The organism is Microbacterium sp. UBA1097 (genome assembly GCF_002313585.1).
GTDB lineage: Bacteria > Actinomycetota > Actinomycetes > Actinomycetales > Microbacteriaceae > Microbacterium.
Map to the genome: position 1 here is coordinate 1 of NZ_DCBW01000021.1, position 19,759 is coordinate 19,759.

Genomic DNA, 19,759 nt, shown 5'->3' on the forward strand with positions numbered 1-19,759 from the left:
CTAAGGCGAAGTCGACGGCATCCCGCGCCATGATCCGGTACGTGGTGAACTTGCCGCCGGCGATGACGGTCAACCCCGGGACGGGCGAGGCGACCGCGTGCTCGCGCGACACCTTCTCTGATGCGGTGCCGTCCTTGGTGCCCGGCTGCAGCAGCGGGCGCAGCCCGGCCCACGTGCCGATGATGTCGTCGTGTGTGAGCGCCTTTTCCAGCACCGCATTCGCCTCGTCGAGCACGTAGTTGATGTCGCGGGCGTGTGCGGCGGGATTGACGAGGTCTTCAGTCCAGGGGGTGTCGGTCGTGCCGATGACCCAGTACCGCGACCACGGGATCACGAAGAGGACGCTCTTCTTCGTCTGCAGGATCAGACCCGCGTCGCCCTCGATCCGGTCGCGGGGGACGACGATGTGTATGCCCTTGGAGGCCAGCACCCGCAGCCCGCCGGTCTCGCCGGCGAGAGCCTGAGACTGCTCGGTCCAGACACCGGTTGAGCTGATGACATGGCGCGCCTTGACGGCGATCACGCGATCCGTCTCGAGGTCGCGCAGCAGCGCCCCGTCGACGACACCGGCGCCGTTCTTGGTCAGCTCCACCACCTGTATGCGCGTGGCCGCCTGTGCCCCGTACCCCGCCGCGGTGCGCACGAGTGTCGTGACGTATCTCGCGTCGTCCACCGTCGCGTCCCAGTACTCGATCGCCCCGACGGCCGCCCGCGCGCTGAGGTCCGGGAAGACCCGGTCGAGGTCGGCACGGCTGAGGTGGCGATGCCAGGGGAGGGCGCGCTTTCCCCGTCGGAGGGTCGCGAGCACGTCGTAGAGGGCGATGCCCGCGCCCACGAAGGCACGCTCCCATACCCGGTGGCGCAATGGGTAGAGGAACGGCACGGGGCGCACTAGGTGAGGGGCCACGGTGGTCAGGAGGAGGTCGCGCTCGGCTAATGCCTCGAACACCAGCTTGAAGTCGAGCATCTGCAGGTAGCGGAGACCCCCGTGCACGAGCTTGCTCGAGCGAGACGATGTTCCCGCGCCCCAGTCCTGCGCCTCGACTACCACGGTCTCGAGACCCCTACTCGCCGCATCGAGGGCGATGCCGGCACCGGTGATGCCGCCTCCGATCACCAGGACATCGAGCTCTCGCCCCGGTCGTGAGCTCTCGGATAGACGCGCGAGGGCGCGGTCGCGGGATTCCTTCGTGAGGCGAGTGTCGAGCATGGCGTTCCGTTCTTGAGGACCGGCGGAATCTCCCGCGGACAGCCTGAAGCGTATTAGCCTTGGGACGTATGGTGCCAAATCGCGCATGGATCCTGCACGAATGTGCAGAAGAGTTATGAGTAAGGACGAAATGATCCTGGCGGCGGCCTCGATGTACTACCTCCAGGACATCAAAATGGAGACGATCGCTCAGCGGTTGCACATGTCGAGATCGACCGTGTCACGACTTCTCAAAGAAGCCCGGTCGTCAGGGCTCGTCAGCGTGACGCTGCGCCCGACCCCCTCACATGCCCCGGAGGTTGCCCACCTCATCGCGGAGCAATTCGGCGTCGAGGCCTATGTGGTGCCCGTCAGCGACTCCGCATCGATGCAGAAGCGTCTGGATCAGGTGGCCACCGCCACAGCCAAGATGGTGACCGACTGGTTCGATTCAGACATGATCCTCGGGATCGCGTGGGGAAGAACTCTCGGCGCGGTGTCGCAGCATCTCACGAAGAAGCCGACGCGCGGAAGCGTCATCGTTCAGCTCAACGGGGGTGCGAACAACCGCACGTCGGGCGTCGACTATGTGGACAACCTGATCTCTCGATTCGGTGAGGCGTTCGATGCGCGGGTGCAGTCGTTTCCGGTGCCTGCCTTCTTCGACTATGCCAGCACGCGACACGCGATGTGGCGTGAGCGCTCCATCGCGCGGGTGCTCGAGGTGCAGCGGCAGGCGGACATCGCCCTGTTCTCGATCGGTGCCGTGACTGGCCAGGTGCCTAGCCATGTCTACTCGGCGGGGTACCTCGAACCAGACGACATTCGTGTGCTCGAGTCGGCCGGAGTGGTCGGCGACGTTTGCACGGTGTTCCTCCGAGCCGATGGGACGTACGAAGACCTTGCCTTGAACGAACGTGCAACCGGTCCCACGCCAGCGGAGCTCACGCGCATACCGCGTCGCGTGTGCGCCGTCGCCGGAGAGAACAAGGTCATCCCTCTACTGGCGGCTCTTCGCGCGGGAATAATCACGCAGCTCATCCTTGATGAGCAGACCGCCCGCGAACTGCGACGCCGTATCACCTAGATAATATGAGGTGCGGTCATCGTGAAGATGCCTTTCGAGTGGGTTGTAGGAGATTCCTCGAAGGGACTACACGGTGACCGCGCCCACGTCTACGACGAGCGGACGGGCCACCGCGAACTACACCACGATAAGGGGCACTACTGGCGAGTGGCGCGAAGCACTGAGCCTGGGCGTCAAGCACCAGCGACAGTCTCGAAGAGCGCCTCCCTCAGACGATCGGGTGGGACGGTTTGGCGCCGAGCAGGCTGCGAAGGCGCGCGGATACTCATCATCGAGCTCGTCAGCGCACCCCAGCGGTCCCAGATACCCGACAATAGTTCCCCTTCGCGATAGACGGTCGCTCGCAATCAGCGGAGCACTTCCTAGTCGACGGTACTGTCCGCATTGACCGCGACGTGGACGGTCCATACAGTGCTGGCATCATCGGTAGCCGCGCAGGTGAATGCGGTCCCTGCGGCCGCGCTGGGCGCGGCCGGGCAGTCGACTTGGAATGTCTCACCCATTTGCTCGCCTGCCCGCGCCGCGATCTTTGCTCGACGACATTCTCATCGAGCACAGAGGCGGACACCACCAGCACCGGCCGAACGATTAAGAAGATCACCATCAGCGACGACACAACCCGAGCAAAGATCAACTCTCGCTTCTTCGTGGGTCGACGCACGGCGTGACGAGAACTACGACCGCGAGAACAAGAACAAATGCTGCGAGCACCATGGCGATGTTGACGAATCCGAGCAACTTGGCGAGCCCGGGATGTCGACCGGAGAGGGACCAGACAACGACATGACCGATGCGGGGCCGACGCTCCCTGCGGTGGACACCATGTGGACACAACCCGCGCAGATTCAGACCGAGTCCGCTGATCAGAACCGAACGACACGAGAGTTGATCGCAGCCCGCACCCCTTGATTCTCCGCGGCAGGACGTCCCAACCCCCGCAATTCCGCGCTCCTCCGGCAGCGACCAAATCCGGCCGTCAGCAGTTTCGACTCCCGCCGTCGCGTCGAGGAGTCTCGACTTTCCGGCGAGGGATACGATGGTGAGCCTGTCGACGCTCGTCCTAACCGTGACACTCATCGTCTCAGTGGTTCGCTCCGTGATCGGCCAGGTCACCGTCACGGGGCTCGAAGCGCACTCCCCCGAATAGGGCGCCTGCCCGAGCATCATCGAGTCGGAGAGTTCGACGGTGTAAGGGCCACTGCTGCACTCGAACTCGACAGCGACCGAGCGGGCACCGGCCTCAAGGGGGAAGTCGACCCCGGGAAAGCCCGTCGGGCCGGTGCCGGAGACTCCGGCAGGCGAAGGTGATGCCGAACCGGTCGGCGTGGGCGCGCCCAAAGCCTGCCCCGCGCATCCGGTCAGCGCGATGGATGCCGCAGCGACCGCACCGATCAGCATTCCCCGACGCATCAGTCATCCGTCGTTCATAAGCCCCCGCTTCGATCGAACGCAACAGCGTGGGCGCGGACGTCGTGGGCGCGGATGCGGCGCGAAACCGCCGCCGCGAACGCGACCACCGCCTGCAGCAGGAGCAGCAGCGAGAGGGCGACGATCCCCTCGACGAACGCGACGTCCGAGGTCAGCAGGATCGTCGCGAGCGTCGATCCGAGCGCGACGGTGACGACGAAGTCGAAGGCGTTGAGTTGCGCGAGCTTGCGTTCGCCCAAGATCCGGATCGAGGCGATGAGGAACGCGTAGGACGCGATTCCGACGAGAAGCACTCGGACGATATCTGACCAGCTGTCGAACCACATGTCGCGAGAGTAGGTCGACTCGCGATGCGCCGGAACACCCTTGCGCAGGCCGCCGGATGCCGATCTGAGCGCCGAGCCGCATCCGATGCTTTAGGTCGCCTCCTCCCCAGGAGGCTAAAACAAATCCCTGTCCACAGGCACTTTTCGTGCGCGGGCCGCGGGCTGTCAATGTCGGAGGTTGGTGATGTAGTGAAGACATGAACATCCTCACGGCAATGCGCGAGCGGCTCGATCTGCTCGCTGTGTTCGCCGAGCTGGATGTCGAGCCCACGGGCCTGCCCACCGGCGCAGCGGCGCTGTCCGACGCCTCCGTGCTGGAGGTGCTGCGTCATGTCACGGCGATCGCCAATGATGCCGAGCGCCTCCAGTCGGTGATCGCCGGCGTCGCCGCGACCAGGTCCCGGCGCGAACAGGGGCATTCGGGACTGGCCGCGGGCCAGGGGCACGCGTCGCCTGCCGCGCTGATCCAGTCGATCACGGGCGGAAGTCGCGCTGACGCGCTGCGGCAGCTGCGCGTCGGGGCCGCCCTGCTCGATGAAGGTGAGACGTCAGGCGCGCCGGCGGACGCCGGGAGCAGCGGCGCTCACGATCACGACGACGCACCATCGCCCGACGTGGATCCCTTGAGCGCTGCTCCATCCGTCCGGGAGCCGTGGCACGCGCCTCTCCGGGCGGCTCTCCTCAACGGCCGACTGACACCGTCGCAGCACGATGCGATCCGCGGCGGACTCGGGGAGCCCGAAGCCGAGGGCGTCGACCCGGACTCAGCGGCTCTCGCGTGGTCGGTCGCGGCGGAGACACTCGTCGACGAGGCGGTCGAGGGCGCATCGGTCGAGGAACTGCGAAGCCGGGCGCGGCAGATGCGCGACATCCTCGACCCGACCGGGGCGGCGTGCCGGTTCCAGAACCGCTACGAGAAGCGCTCCATTCGGATGTGGATCGACCAGCACGGCCAACATCACGGCCACATCGCGTTCGACGACGAGATGGCGCTGTTCGTGCGGTCGATGCTCGCTGCGGCTCTGCGACCCCGGCGCGGCGGGCCGCGGTTCGTCACGGATGCCGAGCGCGCCGCCGCTGCGGACCTCGTCGCCGACCCGCGCAGCAACGAACAGCTCGAGTATGACCTTCTCGTCGACGTTCTTCGCGCAGGAGCTGTTGCCGACGCCGCCGACGTCTTCGGTGTCCGCCAGCCCGGGGTGCGGATGGTCATCGTCAAGGACCAGTCGGGACCGCGCGACCCGCTCGGCCGCCTCATCGCCACAGGTCACGCCGAGAACGACGGAGACACCCTCCCCGGGGCGATCATCGACCGGACCCTCTGCCAGCACGGCTCCATCGACGTGACGGTCGACAGCCGGGGCAATCCCCTGGACCTCGGGCGCGAGCAGCGACTGTTCAGCACGAAGCAGAAGCTTGCGCTCGCGATCCGCGACGGCGGGTGCGCCGGGATCGGATGCCCGGTGCCCGCCGCCTACTGCGAATCGCACCACATCGACCACGTTGCACACGGCGGCAGGACCGACATCGACCGCGGCATCCTGCTGTGCCGGTTCCATCACATGCAGCTTCACAACAACGGGTGGCGAATCGTTCGCGACGGGCTCGGCCCGTTCACCCTCGTTCCGCCGCCTGGCCACCGATCACCGGACGGGACAGAAACACCTGCTCGGCAGCTCCGGACGAAAGCGCCGTGGGCCTGGGCGTGGGATCCGCCCCCGCCGCCAGAACGTCCGCCCTGGCGAACGCCGCCTTCGCCTCCTGCACCGCCCGGCGCGGCGGGGTTAGCGCCGCCCACGCCCGCACCTACTGCACCGCCCGACCAGGCCTGGTCAGCGCAATCCGCGCCCACACACGCTGCACCACCAGCGACGGCATCGAGCACGTCAGCACCGCCGGGATCGCGCTACAGCGCTGCCCCGTGAGCAATGGGACGTGCCGCCTGTCGTCAGCTCGTCACATCGTCACGCCGCCAGGTCAGCGCCAGGAACACGCCGATCAGCGCGACCACCGCGCCAAAGCCAGCCGCGAACCATGGGGTATCGAGCGGAATGTCGAGATAGGTCGTGATTCCAAGGATCCGCGCAAGACCCCACGGCAGCAGTCCCATCTCGTCGTTCCACAGTGTCAACGCCGACTCGAGCCCGACGAAGCCGATCGCCGCTGCCGGAACCGCCAATCCGGCCCCGACACCTGCGAGCACGATTCCGGTCGCGCGCCGAGCGCCGAACTGGCTCGACAACGCCCACCCCGCCGCGACGAACAACCACACGAACAGCGCGAACGCGATCGTGATGTAGATCGAACGGCGAAGCGGATCGGTCCAGAAAACGAACCAGTATCCGCCTGGACCCGTGAACGAAAGCGCGAGGAGGGTCAGGATGCTGCGCAACACCAGCACGCCACCAACGGCGGCGATCACCGGCCACGGCGAACGCTCCCGCACGAACAAGCGCACGACGACCAGGAACACCAGCCAGGCTCCGAGCACGACGGCCAGGTGGGTCCACGACAAGAGCGAGGTCTGCACAGCGCGGGTCGCGACGAGCAGACCGCCCGGGACGATGATCAACAGCCACCGGTCAAGCGGCAGCATCCCCAGGGTCGATTCCCGTGCCCGCCATGGTCGCGTCGCCGCGAGCCACGCAGCCCGCGCAGCCGCGGCACCGGGCCGGCGCACAAGTCGCGTGCGCGACGACAACATCCCGATCACGACCCATGCGACGGCGAGCGCAAGAAGGATGCGGGCAATCCACGCCATCGTGAGATCACGATCAGCCCGCTCGACACCCAGCTGGGCCGCGGTCAGGTTGTACGCCGGGTAGTCCACGTCGCCGGCGTAGGTCGCCGTGTGTTCAGCGGCGAGGGCAGCGAACGCGTCCCGGTCGGCCTGCCACGCCGCGTAGGCCTCTGCCGACCCGGTATCGTGCCACTGCGCCTGATGCAGGATCATCGCCCGGTATGAAGAGAGCAGGTGCAGGACGTCGGCTTCGTAGGCGAGAGTTCCCAGGAACGCGTCCCGCATTGCGGAGTCACGCCACGTCGCCGCATCCGTGCCCGAGACCAGCGCCTGCATCTCATCGACAGCGGCGGCCGCCCGCTCCCCACCCGCGATCGCCTCATCGATCTGGTCCCGTGACACCTCGTAGATGACATCGAGAACAGCGGAGTCGCCGGTGAGGATGTCCCACTCGAAGATCCACATCATCGGCGGCGGCTCGAGCCCGATGGCGAACACCCGCTGCTCAGCGAACGGCTGAATGTACAGACCCTGCGTGATCGCCTCACGCGAGAGCGCCATGGCCTCGGTGATCGCCGACACGGTTGTGGGATCGTCACTGAACCACTCGCGCGCCCATCCTGCTGTGATCGCGGCGACATCGGTATCGGGGTCCCGCGCCAAGGCACCGGCAAGCTGCGTGTTCAGTTCGTACAACTGCCAGAAGCCGGTCTTCAGGTACAGCGTCATGGGACCGGCGCGCCACGGGCCGCCATCCTGGGTCCACACCCAGACGCCCTCGATACGGGGGTTCTCGGCCACGAGAGTCTGCAGTGCGTACTGGTATTCGGGACCGAGATCGTTCGGGAACGCCCCGAAGTTCTCGAACTCGCGCCTGCTCTGGAACTCGATGATGCGGCGCTGGTCGCCCTGCGCGAGAGTGTCGTTGAGAGGCAGCCAGCTGTAGAAGTCACCGAGGGTGTACTTCGTCGACACGATCAGCGCGGGCGAGTCGATACCGGCCAGTACTTCGTCGTAGGACTCCACATTGGTGTGCATGTCGCCGACGGCGCCGACCCCGACGCTCCACGACCGGAAGATCACCTCGCGATCGGATGCCTCGGCCTGCGACGTGAAGGCGGCGAGCATCGCCTGGACCTGGGGCGCTTCGGTCACCGCCAGCCTCGAGAACACGTCCCAGCCCGCAACGTCGTAGACCTCGCCGGCTTCGCCGATGCGGATCAGGATGCCGTCCACGGCGGGAGCCGCCGCGTACAACTCGTCGAGCCCGCTCGTGTACACGTCCCACAGCGCGGGATTCGCGGTATCGAGCGAACCGAACCGGCCCACGAGGTAATGCTCGAGCGGGCTCGTGAGAGCGAGCATGTCGGTGCGCAGGAAAACGTCCATACCCAGCTCGTCGGCCCGCTCCCAGAACGGCGTGAACGCCTCCCGCAGGGCAAGTGCCCGCGCCGCGTGATCATCGCCTTCCGCATACACGCCGTCAACACCGTCGAACGTCACATACTCGACGAACCCCGGAAAGGCCACAGCGTTGTAGCCGTTGGCGAGCACGTGACGCAAGAACGCGTCGAACTCGCCGTACGCTTCGGCGAGCGCCGCCTCGTCGATGTAGGGGGCCTCGGGCAGGATGACGTCTTCGAAAGCGCGGGATGCGTGCGAGTAGTCGGTGCCGGCGGCCCAGGCCTCGGCATCCGGAACGACACCGACAGCCCCCAGGTCGACCATCCGGAATGGCAGGCGAGAGGTCACCTCGGCTCCCCCGTCCACGACCGCCGGCTCGCCGGCACGGATGCGGGCCGCGACGTCGTAGATGCCCAGAACGGCACCCGCCTCGCCAGCGGCGACGATGGTCAGTGCGGACGCATCACCCTCGAGGCGATAGCTCTCGTCGTTCGGGTCATCACCCGCCGTCACCGTGAGACTCGCATCGGCGCCCCGGCGCGGCGCGTCGGTCACGGCATCCAGCAGTTCATCGAGCGCCGCGTCGTAGCGGGGGCCGTTCGGAGCATCGACGGACGTGAACCGCGGCGGCGCGACGACCGCCATCGCGGGGGCACCGGCAGGCGGCTCGGGCTGCATCTGGACCGCGGGTTCGGCACGGATGCCGAGAGCATCAGTCACGACAACAGCAACGCCGGCACCCAGGGCGAGCAGCACGACGACCGTGACAACAGCGAGGATGCTGCGCCGCACCGCCGAACTCATTCCCTAACGCTACTGGGAGTTCGTGTCAGGCGATGCGCGTGCCGGGTGGCAGCGTCCGCGACGGCGTCCGAGTGCGCGACCCGCCCCAGCACAGCAGCGCCCCTGCCAGCACGATCTGCACGGCGAGGCCGACGAACCAGCTCGGGGTCGTCCGGTTGTAGATGTCCTCGGGCGTCGGCTGCACCGGCGGCGTCCGCGCGCAGTCATCCCACGTGACGATGCTGTCCTGCGGCGGGATCTGCGCGCTGCGCACGAGGTAGGAGAAGTTCCCGAAGAGGTCTTCGGGGTAGCCGCTCGAGTCGAAGCGCGCCGGCGTCGCATCAGCGAGGATGACGAACGGGTTCGCCGACAGAATCCACCAGACGGTATCGAACCTCGGCACCTCGTAGGTCGTGCTCTCCCAGGGGCCGCACTCGGGCGGGCTCGAGGTCGCCCCCGTGTCGTCGTAGATGTAGCTGCGGTACGACTGAGTGACCTCGGTGCGGATCGCAGCGCCACCGAGCGTGAACGCGATCGGTGTGCCGATGACGAGCGCCGCGACCACCAGATACGTGACGGCGACCGAGAACAACGGGCGGGCGACGATTCCGCTGAGGCCGACACCGATCGCCGCGATGATCGCGATCTCGACGATCAGCACCACGAGAGAGACGAAGACCACGAGCGGGTCGACCCCGCCGCTGACGGCGGCGACGAGCATGAACGGCACGGCGATCACGGCGAACGAGAGCCCCGTAAGCCACGCGGCCAGAAACTTCGCGAGCACGATCTCGGCTGTCGTGGCGAGCGTCACCTGCACGGGCGCGAGGTTCGCGGCATCCCGATCGCCGTTGATCGCGTTTCCGGAGAGGGTCGGCGATACGAGAACCGCCAGCAGCAGCACGACGAAGACCACAACGGAGTAGACGCCCGCGCCCGCGCCCGCGCCTCCCGCGTACGAGAACGAGAGCAACGACAGGGCCGTCACGACGACCAGGATCGCGGCGAATACGCCGAGCATCACGTACCAGGCGACGTTGCGCACCCGCTGGGTCAGATCGAGGCGGACCAGGGTCCACAGGCGCGACCCGCTCATGCGCCCTCACCCCCGCGCAGGTCGAGGAACGTCTGTTCCAGATCTCCGACGGCTGGTGCGAACTCGGTCACCGGGATGCCGCGCTCGACCAGTCGGCGCAGCGCCCCGGCGGCGTCTTCGTCCGTCGCGAGCGCGATCAGCAGATCCGACCGGTCGATGCGCACCGCATCCGCCGACCATTCGAGCGCCGCGGCAACCGAGGCGGCGGCATCCGTCGGCTGGCCGAGGACCCGGATTCGCCAGTCGCGGGTGCGCCGCCCGGCGATCGCCGCGCCAGCCTCCACGGAGCTGCCCTCGAGAAGGAACACCGCATCATCGATGACCTCCTCGAGCTCTGCGAGCACATGGCTGGACACGAGCACCGTGCGGCCCTCAGCGGCGAACCGGCGCAGCAGGTGCCGGAGCTCGACGCGGGCAGCAGGGTCGAGCCCCGATGCGGGTTCGTCGAGCAGGAGCACGCGCGGGTCGTGCACGAGCGCGCGCGCAAGCCCGAGACGTTGCTTCTGTCCGCGTGAGAGCACGCGAGCCGGCGCGGTGGCGAGCGAGGTCAGTTCGACGAGCTCGAGAAGCTCGTCCGCGCGCGCCCTGGCAGCATCCTTCGGAAGGTCGTGCAGTCGCCCCGTGACGATCAGCGTCTCCCGGGCGGACAGCGCCCCCCAGGTGCCCAGGGAGTCCGGCATCCAACCGAGGAGCGCACGCGCCGCGTGGGGCTGCTCGATCGGATCCACGTCACCGATGCGGATCGTGCCGGCGTCCGGAGTCAGCAGCGAGGCGAGCATGAGGAACAGTGTCGTCTTGCCCGAGCCGTTGGGGCCGACAAGACCCGTGACGGCTCCCGCGCGCGCACGCAACGAGACGTCGCGGACCGCCTCGACCCTGCCGAACGAGCGACGCAAACCGGTCGCGACAATGCCCGTCGCTACAGCTCCGGTCGGATCAGTGGCGGCATCCATGGTGCCACCCTACGCGAGGCTTTCAGCGCCTCGCGGACCCCGACGGCACGATGGAAACCGTCAGCCCAGCGCGCCCGCGGCGGGACTCGCCGGCGGCAGGGTGAGGCGTGCACGGGTCCCGCCTGAAGGCCCGGGCTCGAGTTCGATCGAGATGCCGTTCGCATCGGCGAGGTTCCGCGCGATCGAGAGACCGAGCCCCACCCCCGGCACCGCCTGCTCACGGGCGAAGTCGGTGCGGTAGAACCGGTCGAACGCACGCCGCCGCTCACTGTCGCTCATGCCGACACCACTGTCTGTGATCTCGATCATCGGCCGATCCCGCTCGCGGCTGGCGTGCACCGCCACAGTGGCACCGCGGGGCGAAAGGAGCACGGCGTTTCGCAGAAGCTCCTCGATGATGCCGCCCAGACTGCGGGCATCCACGCTCGCGTTCTGCACGCCGTGATCGGTGAAGGCCACGGTCACCTCGTGCTCACGGGCGAGGGACGAAAGGCGCTCGATCACGTCCCCGACGGTCAGGGCGACGCTCGTCGTGTTCGGGAGCGCGCGTACCGACGTACGGTACGCCGAGAGCAGATGTTCGACGGTGGTGAACAGGCGCTGTGCGGCCGAATCCACCCGTTCGAGGCGGGCTGCCACCCGGGGAGAGACCTCCTCGGTCTGCGCCAGTTCCGTCTCTCCCATGAGCACGGTCAGCGGGGTTCGCAGTTCGTGGTTCACGGCATCCAGGAAGCGATCGCGCACCTCGATCGCCTCCACGAGGTCGGTGACGTCGTGGGCGATGAGGACCGTGCCCAGGGGCTCACCGCCCCGGAAGATCGGCCTGGCCGAATAGCTCACCGCGACCTGGTCGGTGTCGCCGAGCCACGCGATGCGGCCGCGCACCTCGCCGCTGCGGGCGAGTGCCGTCACGGTCTGTGGCGAGGGGAACAGCGGCGTCCGGCGGTCTGCGGAGTAGATCTTTCGACCGGCCAGCGCGGGTTCTCCGGTCAAGTCGATTCCGGCCAGTCGGGCCAGGCGATGGGCGGCGTCGTTCGCCGTGAGGACGCTCCCATCAGGGCCGAAGACCAGAACGGCGTTATCGGTGGCCTCCGAGACTGCCTGCAGGATGGCCGAAAGGCGCTCCCTCGCCTCGGCTGCTGCCTCCGAGGAAGCAAGGGCGGCCTCACGGTTGGCGACCTCGCGTCGAAGTTGATGACCGGTCCCGAACGCCGAGAGTGCGATGAGCGCAGCGAACGCGAGGAACAACCCGAACGCGATCCACTCGGGCGCGGAGTCCGGCGCGCGACCCGCACTGATTGAAGGCATGAGGGGAATCGCCCCCGCGAGCAGGATGCCGACGACGATCGGGGGCAGCGAGAACCCCGCGCCGAGCCAGACCAGCGGGAAGACCATCATGAAGCCGATGCCGTCGACCACCTCGAGGGCATCGTTGCGGATCAGCGGGATACCGACGAGCGCCGCGAGAGGGATGAGCGCGATCCACCCCGTATGCGACTGCGGCTGCACCCGCGCCAGGATGCCGCTGGCGATCGCCCCGGCAAGGATGAGGCCGAGACCGGCGAGCGCAGCCGGCGTGAGCACACCGTTGCCGTAGATCTGTGCGACTGCCGTGACCCCGACGGCGGCTGCGAGCAACGCGAGCTGTGTCCAGGGCTGGGTTCGCAGCGACAGCACGATGCGTGCCCCGGGGTCGGATGGCACGCGCGGGCCATCGGCGGTGAACAACCGTTCCCCCCCGCCGTGCCGCAGGCGACCATCCATGTCAGCTCACCCCTTGCGCACGGATCTCCGTCGAATCGTCACGCGTCATCCGACTCCTCGGCGGCGGCAGTGATCGGGTCAGCCGTGGCGCGCGGAAGCACGAGGCGCGCGAGAGTCCCCCGCCTACTGCGGGGAGCAACTCGACACCGATACCGGCCTGGTCGGCGAGTTTCTTCGCTATCGACAGGCCCACCCCGGCGCCCGGTATCGCGTTGTCACGCGCATAGTCGGATCGGTAGAACCTCTCGAACGCACGACGGCGCTCCGTCTCTGTCATCCCGACGCCGGTATCGCGGATCTCGACGACGGGACGACTGTCACCCAGAACGTCGGTGCTGACGACGACTTCGCCGCCGGCCGGTGTGAACCGAATCGCGTGGACGAGGATCTCCGTCAAGATGGCGCGGAACGCGCGCGTGTCGACGTGCGAGTGGCCGACAGCCCGATTACTCACGTGCAGCGTGACACCGCACTCGTCGGCAAGGGGGCGATGGGTGGCGACGGTGTCGCCTGTGATGATCGCAACCTCGGCAGTGTCCCGCAGCATCGCCACCGACTCGCGGCCTGCAGCGGTCAGGTGTTCCACCGTCGTGAGCAGACGACTCGCTGCGGCGTCTATCGCCGCGAGGCGGCTCGCGACCGACTCAGGGACATCGCTCATGAGGGCGAGATCGGTCTCACCGAGCAGAACGGTCAGCGGCGTTCGCAGCTCGTGCCCGACGGAGTCGAGGAAGCGATTGCGCACCTCGATGCCCTCCACCAGTTCGGTGACGTCGTGGGCGATGATGGCCGCGCCGACGAGCTCACCCTCCGTGGCGATCGGGAACATCCGGTAATGCACCGCGACCTGATCGCCGGGCGCCCCCAGCCACGCGACGTGTTCGATCGTGAACATCCGATCGATGATGGTCTTCACCGCCTCATCGGGGAAGGTCACGGGGCTGAGGCGATCGGCAGCGAACACGCGGTGATCACCCAATCCCGGTCGGCGGAAGTCGAGCCTCGCCTGCCATGCCAGGCGTCGTGCCGTCGCGTTGATCCGCAGGAGCGCACCGGCACGGTCGAAGACGGCCACGGCATCTTCGGTCCCCTCCTCGATAGCGGTCATCGTCGCGACATCCGCAGCCCGCGCCCGGGACTCCTCCCGCAGCCGCTCCATCGTCGCGTCGGTCGCACGCTGGTTCTCACGCAGCTGCCGACCGACGACGTATGCAGACGTCGCGAACACCGCCATGACGATGGGTGCCAACACGAACGGAACCCAGTCCACAGCCTCTTGCGGCCAGGAGTCGGTCGCCAGCGCGTGGGATGCGGGGGCGGATGCCGACACGAGCACACCGATCACGATCGACACCGGATCGAAGGCGACCGCCAACCAGCTCAGTGGGAGGATCACCAGGGCACTGGCCAGCTGCAGTTCGTGAGACAGCGGTGCGGCGATGACGGCGATGGCGACGATGTCGATCAACGGAACAACCGCGAGCCACCGGGTGTCGACGGAGGTCTCGCGCCGTTCAACCCAAAACACGACGATGGTCCCACCGATGAGGGCCGCGAGAGAGATCGCTACGGGAACAACCAACGGGGACCCATCGACGACGACTCCGGCGACGAGCGTCACCGTGGATATCAGGACGATCGCCACCTGTGCCCACGGCTGCACACGGAGTGTATCCGCGTGCGTCCCGGCCACCGCAATCACCCCCCGCGGCACCCCGCGGTGCCGCCGCTACCGTGGGTTTAGGCTCCCGCGCCGTACCCGGAGTGTCAACCCCCCTCGCCGATCGGTTCGGTGCCGAACACTTCGACGCCGAGGTCGGCATGATCGACGAAGACACCGTCAAGACCCGCCCGCGCGAGCACTGCCCATTCGCTGCGCCAGTCGCCGTAGTCCGCGAGATCGCCCGTACGGAACGGGGGCAGGAGGAACGCGTTCTCGGGACGACACGTCCAGGTGAAGACAGCCAGCCCCCGCTCGTGCGCCCGGGCGACCACAGGTGCCGGACCCGTCGCGCGACCCCCGGCATCCGGCGCGAGGATGACGGTCTTGTCGGGGCTGATCCCGTCGACATGGGCGGCGAGGACATCCAATCCCTCGGGCGTCATCCATTCGGTGTAGCTCCGCGAGGTCGGGTCCGTGAGCTGATCGGCGGGGATGCCGCCCGCTTCGAGCAGGAACACCAGTTCGGCGTGCGTCCCGCGCTCGCGCAGTCGGCGAAGGATCGTCAGTTCGAACGACTCGATCACGACCCGACGACCCTTCCATCCCGTCGAGGCGAGCTCGGTGTCCAGAAGCGCTGCCATGTCGTGGCCGCACTCCTCGAAGTAGGACGCGTGCTTGACCTCGATCACCGGGATGACCTCCCGACCGCGAGCGCGATGGTCATCGAGCAGCGCAAGCAGGTCACGAAGACGCAACGGAGGCTCCCGGTCGTCGAAGGAGGCGCTTCCCGGACGGATGCCGGGAATCCGCTCCCGGCATCGGAGGGTCGCAAGCTCGTCCCAGGTGAAGTCCTCGGCGAACCATCCCACGTGGTCGAGTCCATCGATGCGTTTGGTCGTGCGGCGCTGCGCGAACTCCGGATGATCTGCGACATCGGTCGACGTCGACAGTTCGTTCTCGTGGCGGATGACGAGGATCCCGTCGTTCGAGACGACGATGTCGGGTTCCACGGCATCCACGCCCATCTCGATCGCCAGCTCATAGGAGCCGCGCGTGTGTTCGGGGCGGTAGCCGGGCGCACCGCGGTGGCCGATGATGAGGGGCCTGCTCACGCGCTCAGGCTAGTCGTTCATAGCGGCTTCACAGCGGTCGCCGGTCATACGAGCGCACCCATCCGATACCCTTGATCAACAGCAGACGGCTGTTTTTCACGAACTTTGGAGTGTGAACTCGTGGCGGCTGGAAACAACCCCGCATTCAACAACCCCGCGTTCCAGGAGCAAGGCGCGGGCCGCGCTTACCCGACGAGCGGCCAGCCCGGTTTCGGCGCGCAGACGCAGTACGCATCCACCCAGGCAGCGGCGACGGATGCCGCGGTGAACGCGCAGCTCGAGGGTGCCTACGCGGCCCCGTCGGCCGGCGCGATCGAGACCGGACGGATGACGGTCGAAGACACCGTCATCAAGACGATCGGCCTGTTCGCCATCCTGCTGGCGACCGCGGCTGTCGGCTGGATCTGGTCGATGGCGACTGTCGACCCTGCGGTGCCGACCAGCATGCCGTCGATGGCCCCGTGGCTCATCGGCGCGCTCGGCGGTTTCGTCCTCGCGATGGTCGTGATCTTCACCTCCCGCAAGAAGATCCGCCCCGCGCTCATCTGGGCATACGCGGCCTTCGAGGGGCTCTTCGTCGGTGCGATCTCGGCGTTCTTCGAGTTCATCTGGGAAGGCATCGTCCTCCAGGCTTCGCTCGCGACGCTGGCCGTGGTCGGCGTGACACTCGCCCTCTTCGCCAGCGGCAAGGTGCGTGCATCCAAGAAGGCGACGAAGGTCTTCATGGTCGCGATGATCGGATACCTGGTCTTCTCGCTCGTGAACGTCATCATGATGATGTTCGGCGCGTTCAGCGGCCCCGACAGCGGCGGACCCTTTGGTTTGTACAGCCAGCCCGTGTTCGGCATCCCGCTGGGCCTCATCATCGGCATCCTGGTTGTCATCATGGCGGCATACTCGCTCGTGCTCGACTTCGACTCGATCCAGCAGGGTGTGCGCAACGGCGCCCCGCGCCAGTACGCGTGGCTCGGCGCCTTCGGCATCATGGTCACCGTCGTGTGGCTGTACGTCGAGATCCTGCGAATCCTCGCGATCCTGCGCGGCAGCAACTGACGCACTGATCCGCTGATGGGCCGCCCCACTCCTCGGAGTCGGGCGGCCCTTCTGCATCCGAGTGCCCGCGGGGCGCGGGCGGGTGTCAACGGCTGACGGGATCAGCGAGGGCGGCGCGAACGGCCGTACCGAGTGCACGCATGGATGCCGCGGCGTCCATCGCCGCGGCAGCTGCTCGTCCCGAGGCCGAAAGCTCCGCACGGCGCTCGCTATGCGAGAGCACGTCAATGAGCGCTGCGGCGAGGGCGTCAATGTCGCCATCGGGGACGAGCACCCCGCCCCCGTCCGCGAGGGTGTCGCGGGGCCCGTAGGGCATGTCGTACGCGACGACGGGCACGCCTGCAGCCAGCGCCTCGAGCACCACCAGCGGCTGTCCCTCGTTCGTGCTGGCGAGCACAAGCGCATCGGCGGATGCCCACGCCTGCGTCTCAGGATCGGCGACGTGGCCGATCCACTTGACAGCATCCTCAACGCCCAGCTCGGTCGCGAGAGCGCGCAGTTCGGCGCCCGAAGCGCCGTCGCCGTACACGAATAGGTGCGCGGCAGGCACCGCGGCACGAACCGCAGGAAGCGCCCGCAGCACATGATCGACACGCTTCCGAGGAATGAGCGAGTTCAGGATGACGATGCGACCAGAAACAGGATCGCTCGGCGCCGACACGACCGGCGCAGGATGCGGCACGACGAACGATCGCAGCCGCTGCGCGCCGAAGCGGCGCTCGACGTCGTCGCGTTGTGAGGGCGTGAGCCACAGCACACCGTCGAACCGGTCGGCGATTTCGAACCACCGCTCCCACGCGGCATCCATCGGCGAGTCCCATCGGAACGGAGAGAGCACATGGCAGGCGTGCGTCGTGTGCAGCACGCGGATGCCGGCATCCAGCGGCGGATCCCCTGCGGTTACCAGGGTCTCCCCGATCTGCCGCGCCTCGCACAGCACCACCGGCACTCGATATTGGCCTGGGGTGGCTTCGGCCGCGACGGCGTTCACCCAGGCACGGTAAAGACCGCCGAACCCCGGCAGCCATCCGATCACGGCGCCCTTGTCGTAGACCCGAACCGGAGCGTCAGTCAGGTGCCACGCGGCGTCACCACTCACAACCGGCAGGTCGAGCACCGGCGCGCCCGAGTCATCGACGATCGGCCGCGTCGGCCACGGGGATGACGGCACCGGCCCCGGAGTCGCCGCACGCCGCAGCCAGGACGGATCCGAGCGTACGTCATCGAACAGATTCCGAAGGCTCTCCCGGCTTCCCAGGAGCCCCCTACGCACCCACTCGGCTCGATGAGCGTCGTGGTCGGCGGTCTCACCGGGGTCGACGGTCAGGAGCGTGACGTCAGCGCCTGCCGCGGCCATGTCGATGGCCCGCCGGAGCACCGAAATCGTGAAACCACCGTCGCGGTCAGGAACGAGCCGGGACGCGAGAATCAGGTACCGCGCCGCCGGCAACGCGCCGCCGCCGGGGGCTACTCCCACTCGCCCGCTCCCGCGGTCGAGTTCCACACAGCACCTCCGTCGAGCGGGAACGCCGCAAGCGTCACTCCCACTCGATAGTCCCCGGGGGCTTGGAGGTGACATCCAGCACGACGCGATTGACCTCACGCACCTCATTCGTGATGCGGTTCGAGATGCGGGAGAGAACGTCGTACGGCAACCGCGTCCAGTCGGCGGTCATCGCATCTTCGCTCGAGACGGGACGCAGCACGATCGGATGCCCGTACGTACGCCCGTCGCCCTGGACACCCACCGACCGCACGTCGGCGAGGAGCACGACCGGGCACTGCCAGATCTCGGCATCCAGCCCCGCCTTCGTCAGCTCTTCGCGAGCGATGGCGTCGGCATCACGCAGGATCTCGAGACGGTCAGCGGTGACCTCGCCCACGATACGGATGCCAAGACCGGGCCCCGGAAAGGGCTGGCGACCGACGATGACCTCGGGAAGTCCGAGCTCGCGGCCGATGGCGCGTACCTCGTCTTTGAAGAGGGTGCGAAGGGGCTCGACGAGCTCGAACTGGAGGTCTTCGGGCAGCCCACCGACATTGTGGTGGCTCTTGATGTTGGCGGTTCCAGCCCCGCCACCGGACTCGACGACATCCGGATACAGGGTGCCCTGCACGAGGAAGCGGATGGGTTCGCCGTCGGCCTTGGCCTCATCCACGAGCTCGCGCTGCACCCGCTCGAACGCACGGATGAACTCGCGACCGATGATCTTGCGCTTCTCTTCGGGATCGCTGACGCCGGCGAGGGCCTCGAGGAACGTCTCGCGGGCGTCGACGGTCACGAGGCGCACACCGGTCGAGGCTACGTAATCCTGCTCGACCTGTTCGCGTTCGCCCTTGCGCAGCAGGCCGTGGTCGACGAACACGGCAACGAGCTGGTCGCCGACTGCCTTGTGAACGAGGGCCGTCGAGACAGCCGAGTCGACTCCGCCCGACAGCGCCGAGAGCACACGACCCGAGCCGACCTGCGCGCGGATCCGATCGACCTGCTCGGCGATGACGTTGCCGCTGTTCCAGTCTGCGGGGAGGCCCGCAGCCTTGTGCAGGAAGTTCTCGATGATGCGCTGCCCGTGGTCGGAGTGCTTGACCTCGGGATGCCACTGCACACCGTACATGCGGCGAGCGTCGTTGCCGAAAGCGGCGACCGGGGTGGCACCGGTGCGGGCGAGCACCTCGAACCCGGCGGGGGCTTCGGACACCTGGTCACCATGGCTCATCCAGACGTTCTGCTCCGCGGGCTGGCCATCGAACAGTACGCTCTCGTCACGGATGATGCTGGCGTCCGTCGCCCCGTACTCGCGCAGCCCCGTGTTCGCAACGACGCCACCGAGCGCCTGCGCCATGACCTGGAATCCGTAGCAGATGCCAAGGGTCGGAACGCCCAGGTCGAACACCGCCGGGTCGAGCGTCGGCGCGCCAGGCTCGTACACCGATGACGGTCCGCCCGACAGGATGATGCCGATCGGATCTTTTGCGGCAATCTCTTCAGCTGTCGCGGTGTGCGGAACCAGCTCGCTGTAGACGCCCGCTTCGCGCACGCGACGGGCAATGAGCTGGGCGTACTGCGCGCCGAAGTCGACGACGAGGACGGGTCGCTGCGAGGTCTCGGTCTGTTCTGTCACCGGATGCTTTCGGTCGGCGCCCCTGGAACCCAGGAGCGA

The 19,759-nt window shown here is 67.5% G+C and carries 14 protein-coding genes; 3 read left to right on the top strand and 11 right to left on the bottom strand.

The genetic code is table 11. From position 1 onward, the window contains the following. On the bottom strand, positions 1–1,210 hold a 1,210-nt coding region (locus B4F19_RS06130), incomplete at its 3' end, for a glycerol-3-phosphate dehydrogenase/oxidase (protein ID WP_292733416.1). 115 nt (positions 1,211–1,325) lie between these two features. Between B4F19_RS06130 and B4F19_RS06135 the strand changes: the two genes are divergently transcribed. Further along, positions 1,326–2,276, top strand: coding sequence for a sugar-binding transcriptional regulator (locus B4F19_RS06135; RefSeq protein WP_228179450.1), 951 nt, complete (start codon positions 1,326–1,328; stop codon positions 2,274–2,276). A 362-nt stretch (positions 2,277–2,638) separates the two neighbouring features. Here the strand turns inward: B4F19_RS06135 and B4F19_RS15880 are convergent, their stop codons facing one another. Together B4F19_RS15880 and B4F19_RS06140 are read right to left on the bottom strand one after the other, a co-directional pair. After that, positions 2,639–2,779, bottom strand: coding sequence for a hypothetical protein (locus B4F19_RS15880; protein ID WP_374198038.1), 141 nt, complete (start codon positions 2,777–2,779; stop codon positions 2,639–2,641). A 921-nt stretch (positions 2,780–3,700) separates the two neighbouring features. After that, entirely contained in the window at positions 3,701–4,030 is a 330-nt protein-coding gene (locus B4F19_RS06140; RefSeq protein ID WP_292733420.1) for a hypothetical protein, read from the bottom strand. Between the two features lie 197 nt (positions 4,031–4,227). Here B4F19_RS06140 and B4F19_RS06145 point away from each other — a divergent pair, with 197 nt between their 5' ends. Then, positions 4,228–5,955: a DUF222 domain-containing protein gene (locus B4F19_RS06145; RefSeq protein ID WP_292733423.1), complete on the top strand. Its 1,728-nt coding sequence runs from the start codon at positions 4,228–4,230 to the stop codon at positions 5,953–5,955. A gap of 23 nt (positions 5,956–5,978) precedes the next feature. Here the strand turns inward: B4F19_RS06145 and B4F19_RS06150 are convergent, their stop codons facing one another. The 6 genes from B4F19_RS06150 to B4F19_RS06175 form a co-directional block, all read right to left on the bottom strand. Continuing rightward, positions 5,979–8,978, bottom strand: coding sequence for a hypothetical protein (locus B4F19_RS06150; RefSeq protein WP_292733426.1), 3,000 nt, complete (start codon positions 8,976–8,978; stop codon positions 5,979–5,981). 25 nt (positions 8,979–9,003) lie between these two features. Then, a complete protein-coding gene (locus B4F19_RS06155) occupies positions 9,004–10,053 on the bottom strand; it encodes an ABC transporter permease (RefSeq protein ID WP_292733429.1) in 1,050 nt (349 codons plus the stop codon). Beyond that, on the bottom strand, positions 10,050–11,006 hold the full coding sequence (locus tag B4F19_RS06160; RefSeq protein ID WP_228179456.1) for an ABC transporter ATP-binding protein: 957 nt from the start codon (positions 11,004–11,006) through the stop codon (positions 10,050–10,052). Before B4F19_RS06160 ends, B4F19_RS06155 begins: the two co-directional genes overlap by 4 nt. 60 nt (positions 11,007–11,066) lie before the next feature. Beyond that, positions 11,067–12,770 carry a sensor histidine kinase gene (locus tag B4F19_RS06165; protein WP_228179457.1) on the bottom strand — a complete coding sequence of 568 codons (1,704 nt, stop codon included), beginning with the start codon at positions 12,768–12,770 and terminating at the stop codon, positions 11,067–11,069. Position 12,771: 1 nt separating this feature from the next. Beyond that, on the bottom strand, positions 12,772–14,463 hold the full coding sequence (locus B4F19_RS06170; RefSeq protein WP_292733434.1) for a sensor histidine kinase: 1,692 nt from the start codon (positions 14,461–14,463) through the stop codon (positions 12,772–12,774). A gap of 74 nt (positions 14,464–14,537) precedes the next feature. Beyond that, entirely contained in the window at positions 14,538–15,545 is a 1,008-nt protein-coding gene (locus B4F19_RS06175; protein ID WP_228179459.1) for a glycerophosphodiester phosphodiesterase family protein, read from the bottom strand. A gap of 120 nt (positions 15,546–15,665) precedes the next feature. Here B4F19_RS06175 and B4F19_RS06180 point away from each other — a divergent pair, with 120 nt between their 5' ends. Then, the gene (locus tag B4F19_RS06180) at positions 15,666–16,598 is read left to right on the top strand and encodes a Bax inhibitor-1/YccA family protein (RefSeq protein WP_228179460.1); all 933 of its coding nucleotides are present in this window, start codon (positions 15,666–15,668) and stop codon (positions 16,596–16,598) included. Positions 16,599–16,683: 85 nt separating this feature from the next. Here B4F19_RS06180 and B4F19_RS06185 read toward each other — a convergent pair whose 3' ends face one another. Continuing rightward, a complete protein-coding gene (locus B4F19_RS06185) occupies positions 16,684–18,102 on the bottom strand; it encodes a glycosyltransferase family 4 protein (protein ID WP_292733439.1) in 1,419 nt (472 codons plus the stop codon). A 34-nt stretch (positions 18,103–18,136) separates the two neighbouring features. Then, positions 18,137–19,720 (bottom strand): glutamine-hydrolyzing GMP synthase, encoded by a 1,584-nt coding sequence (gene guaA, locus B4F19_RS06190; protein WP_228179462.1) that lies wholly within the window; start codon positions 19,718–19,720, stop codon positions 18,137–18,139. Between the last annotated feature and the right edge of the window lie 39 nt (positions 19,721–19,759).

What these genes read in the sequence shown, in the direction of transcription:
- B4F19_RS06160 (WP_228179456.1), bottom strand. Translation starts at nt 11,006, where the DNA reads ATGGATGCCGCCACTGATCCGACCGGAGCTGTAGCGACGGGCATTGTC.
- B4F19_RS06155 (WP_292733429.1), bottom strand. Translation starts at nt 10,053, where the DNA reads ATGAGCGGGTCGCGCCTGTGGACCCTGGTCCGCCTCGATCTGACCCAG.
- B4F19_RS06150 (WP_292733426.1), bottom strand. Translation starts at nt 8,978, where the DNA reads ATGAGTTCGGCGGTGCGGCGCAGCATCCTCGCTGTTGTCACGGTCGTC.
- B4F19_RS06140 (WP_292733420.1), bottom strand. Translation starts at nt 4,030, where the DNA reads ATGTGGTTCGACAGCTGGTCAGATATCGTCCGAGTGCTTCTCGTCGGA.
- B4F19_RS15880 (WP_374198038.1), bottom strand. Translation starts at nt 2,779, where the DNA reads ATGGGTGAGACATTCCAAGTCGACTGCCCGGCCGCGCCCAGCGCGGCC.
- B4F19_RS06165 (WP_228179457.1), bottom strand. Translation starts at nt 12,770, where the DNA reads ATGGATGGTCGCCTGCGGCACGGCGGGGGGGAACGGTTGTTCACCGCC.
- B4F19_RS06145 (WP_292733423.1), top strand. Translation starts at nt 4,228, where the DNA reads ATGAACATCCTCACGGCAATGCGCGAGCGGCTCGATCTGCTCGCTGTG.
- B4F19_RS06135 (WP_228179450.1), top strand. Translation starts at nt 1,326, where the DNA reads ATGAGTAAGGACGAAATGATCCTGGCGGCGGCCTCGATGTACTACCTC.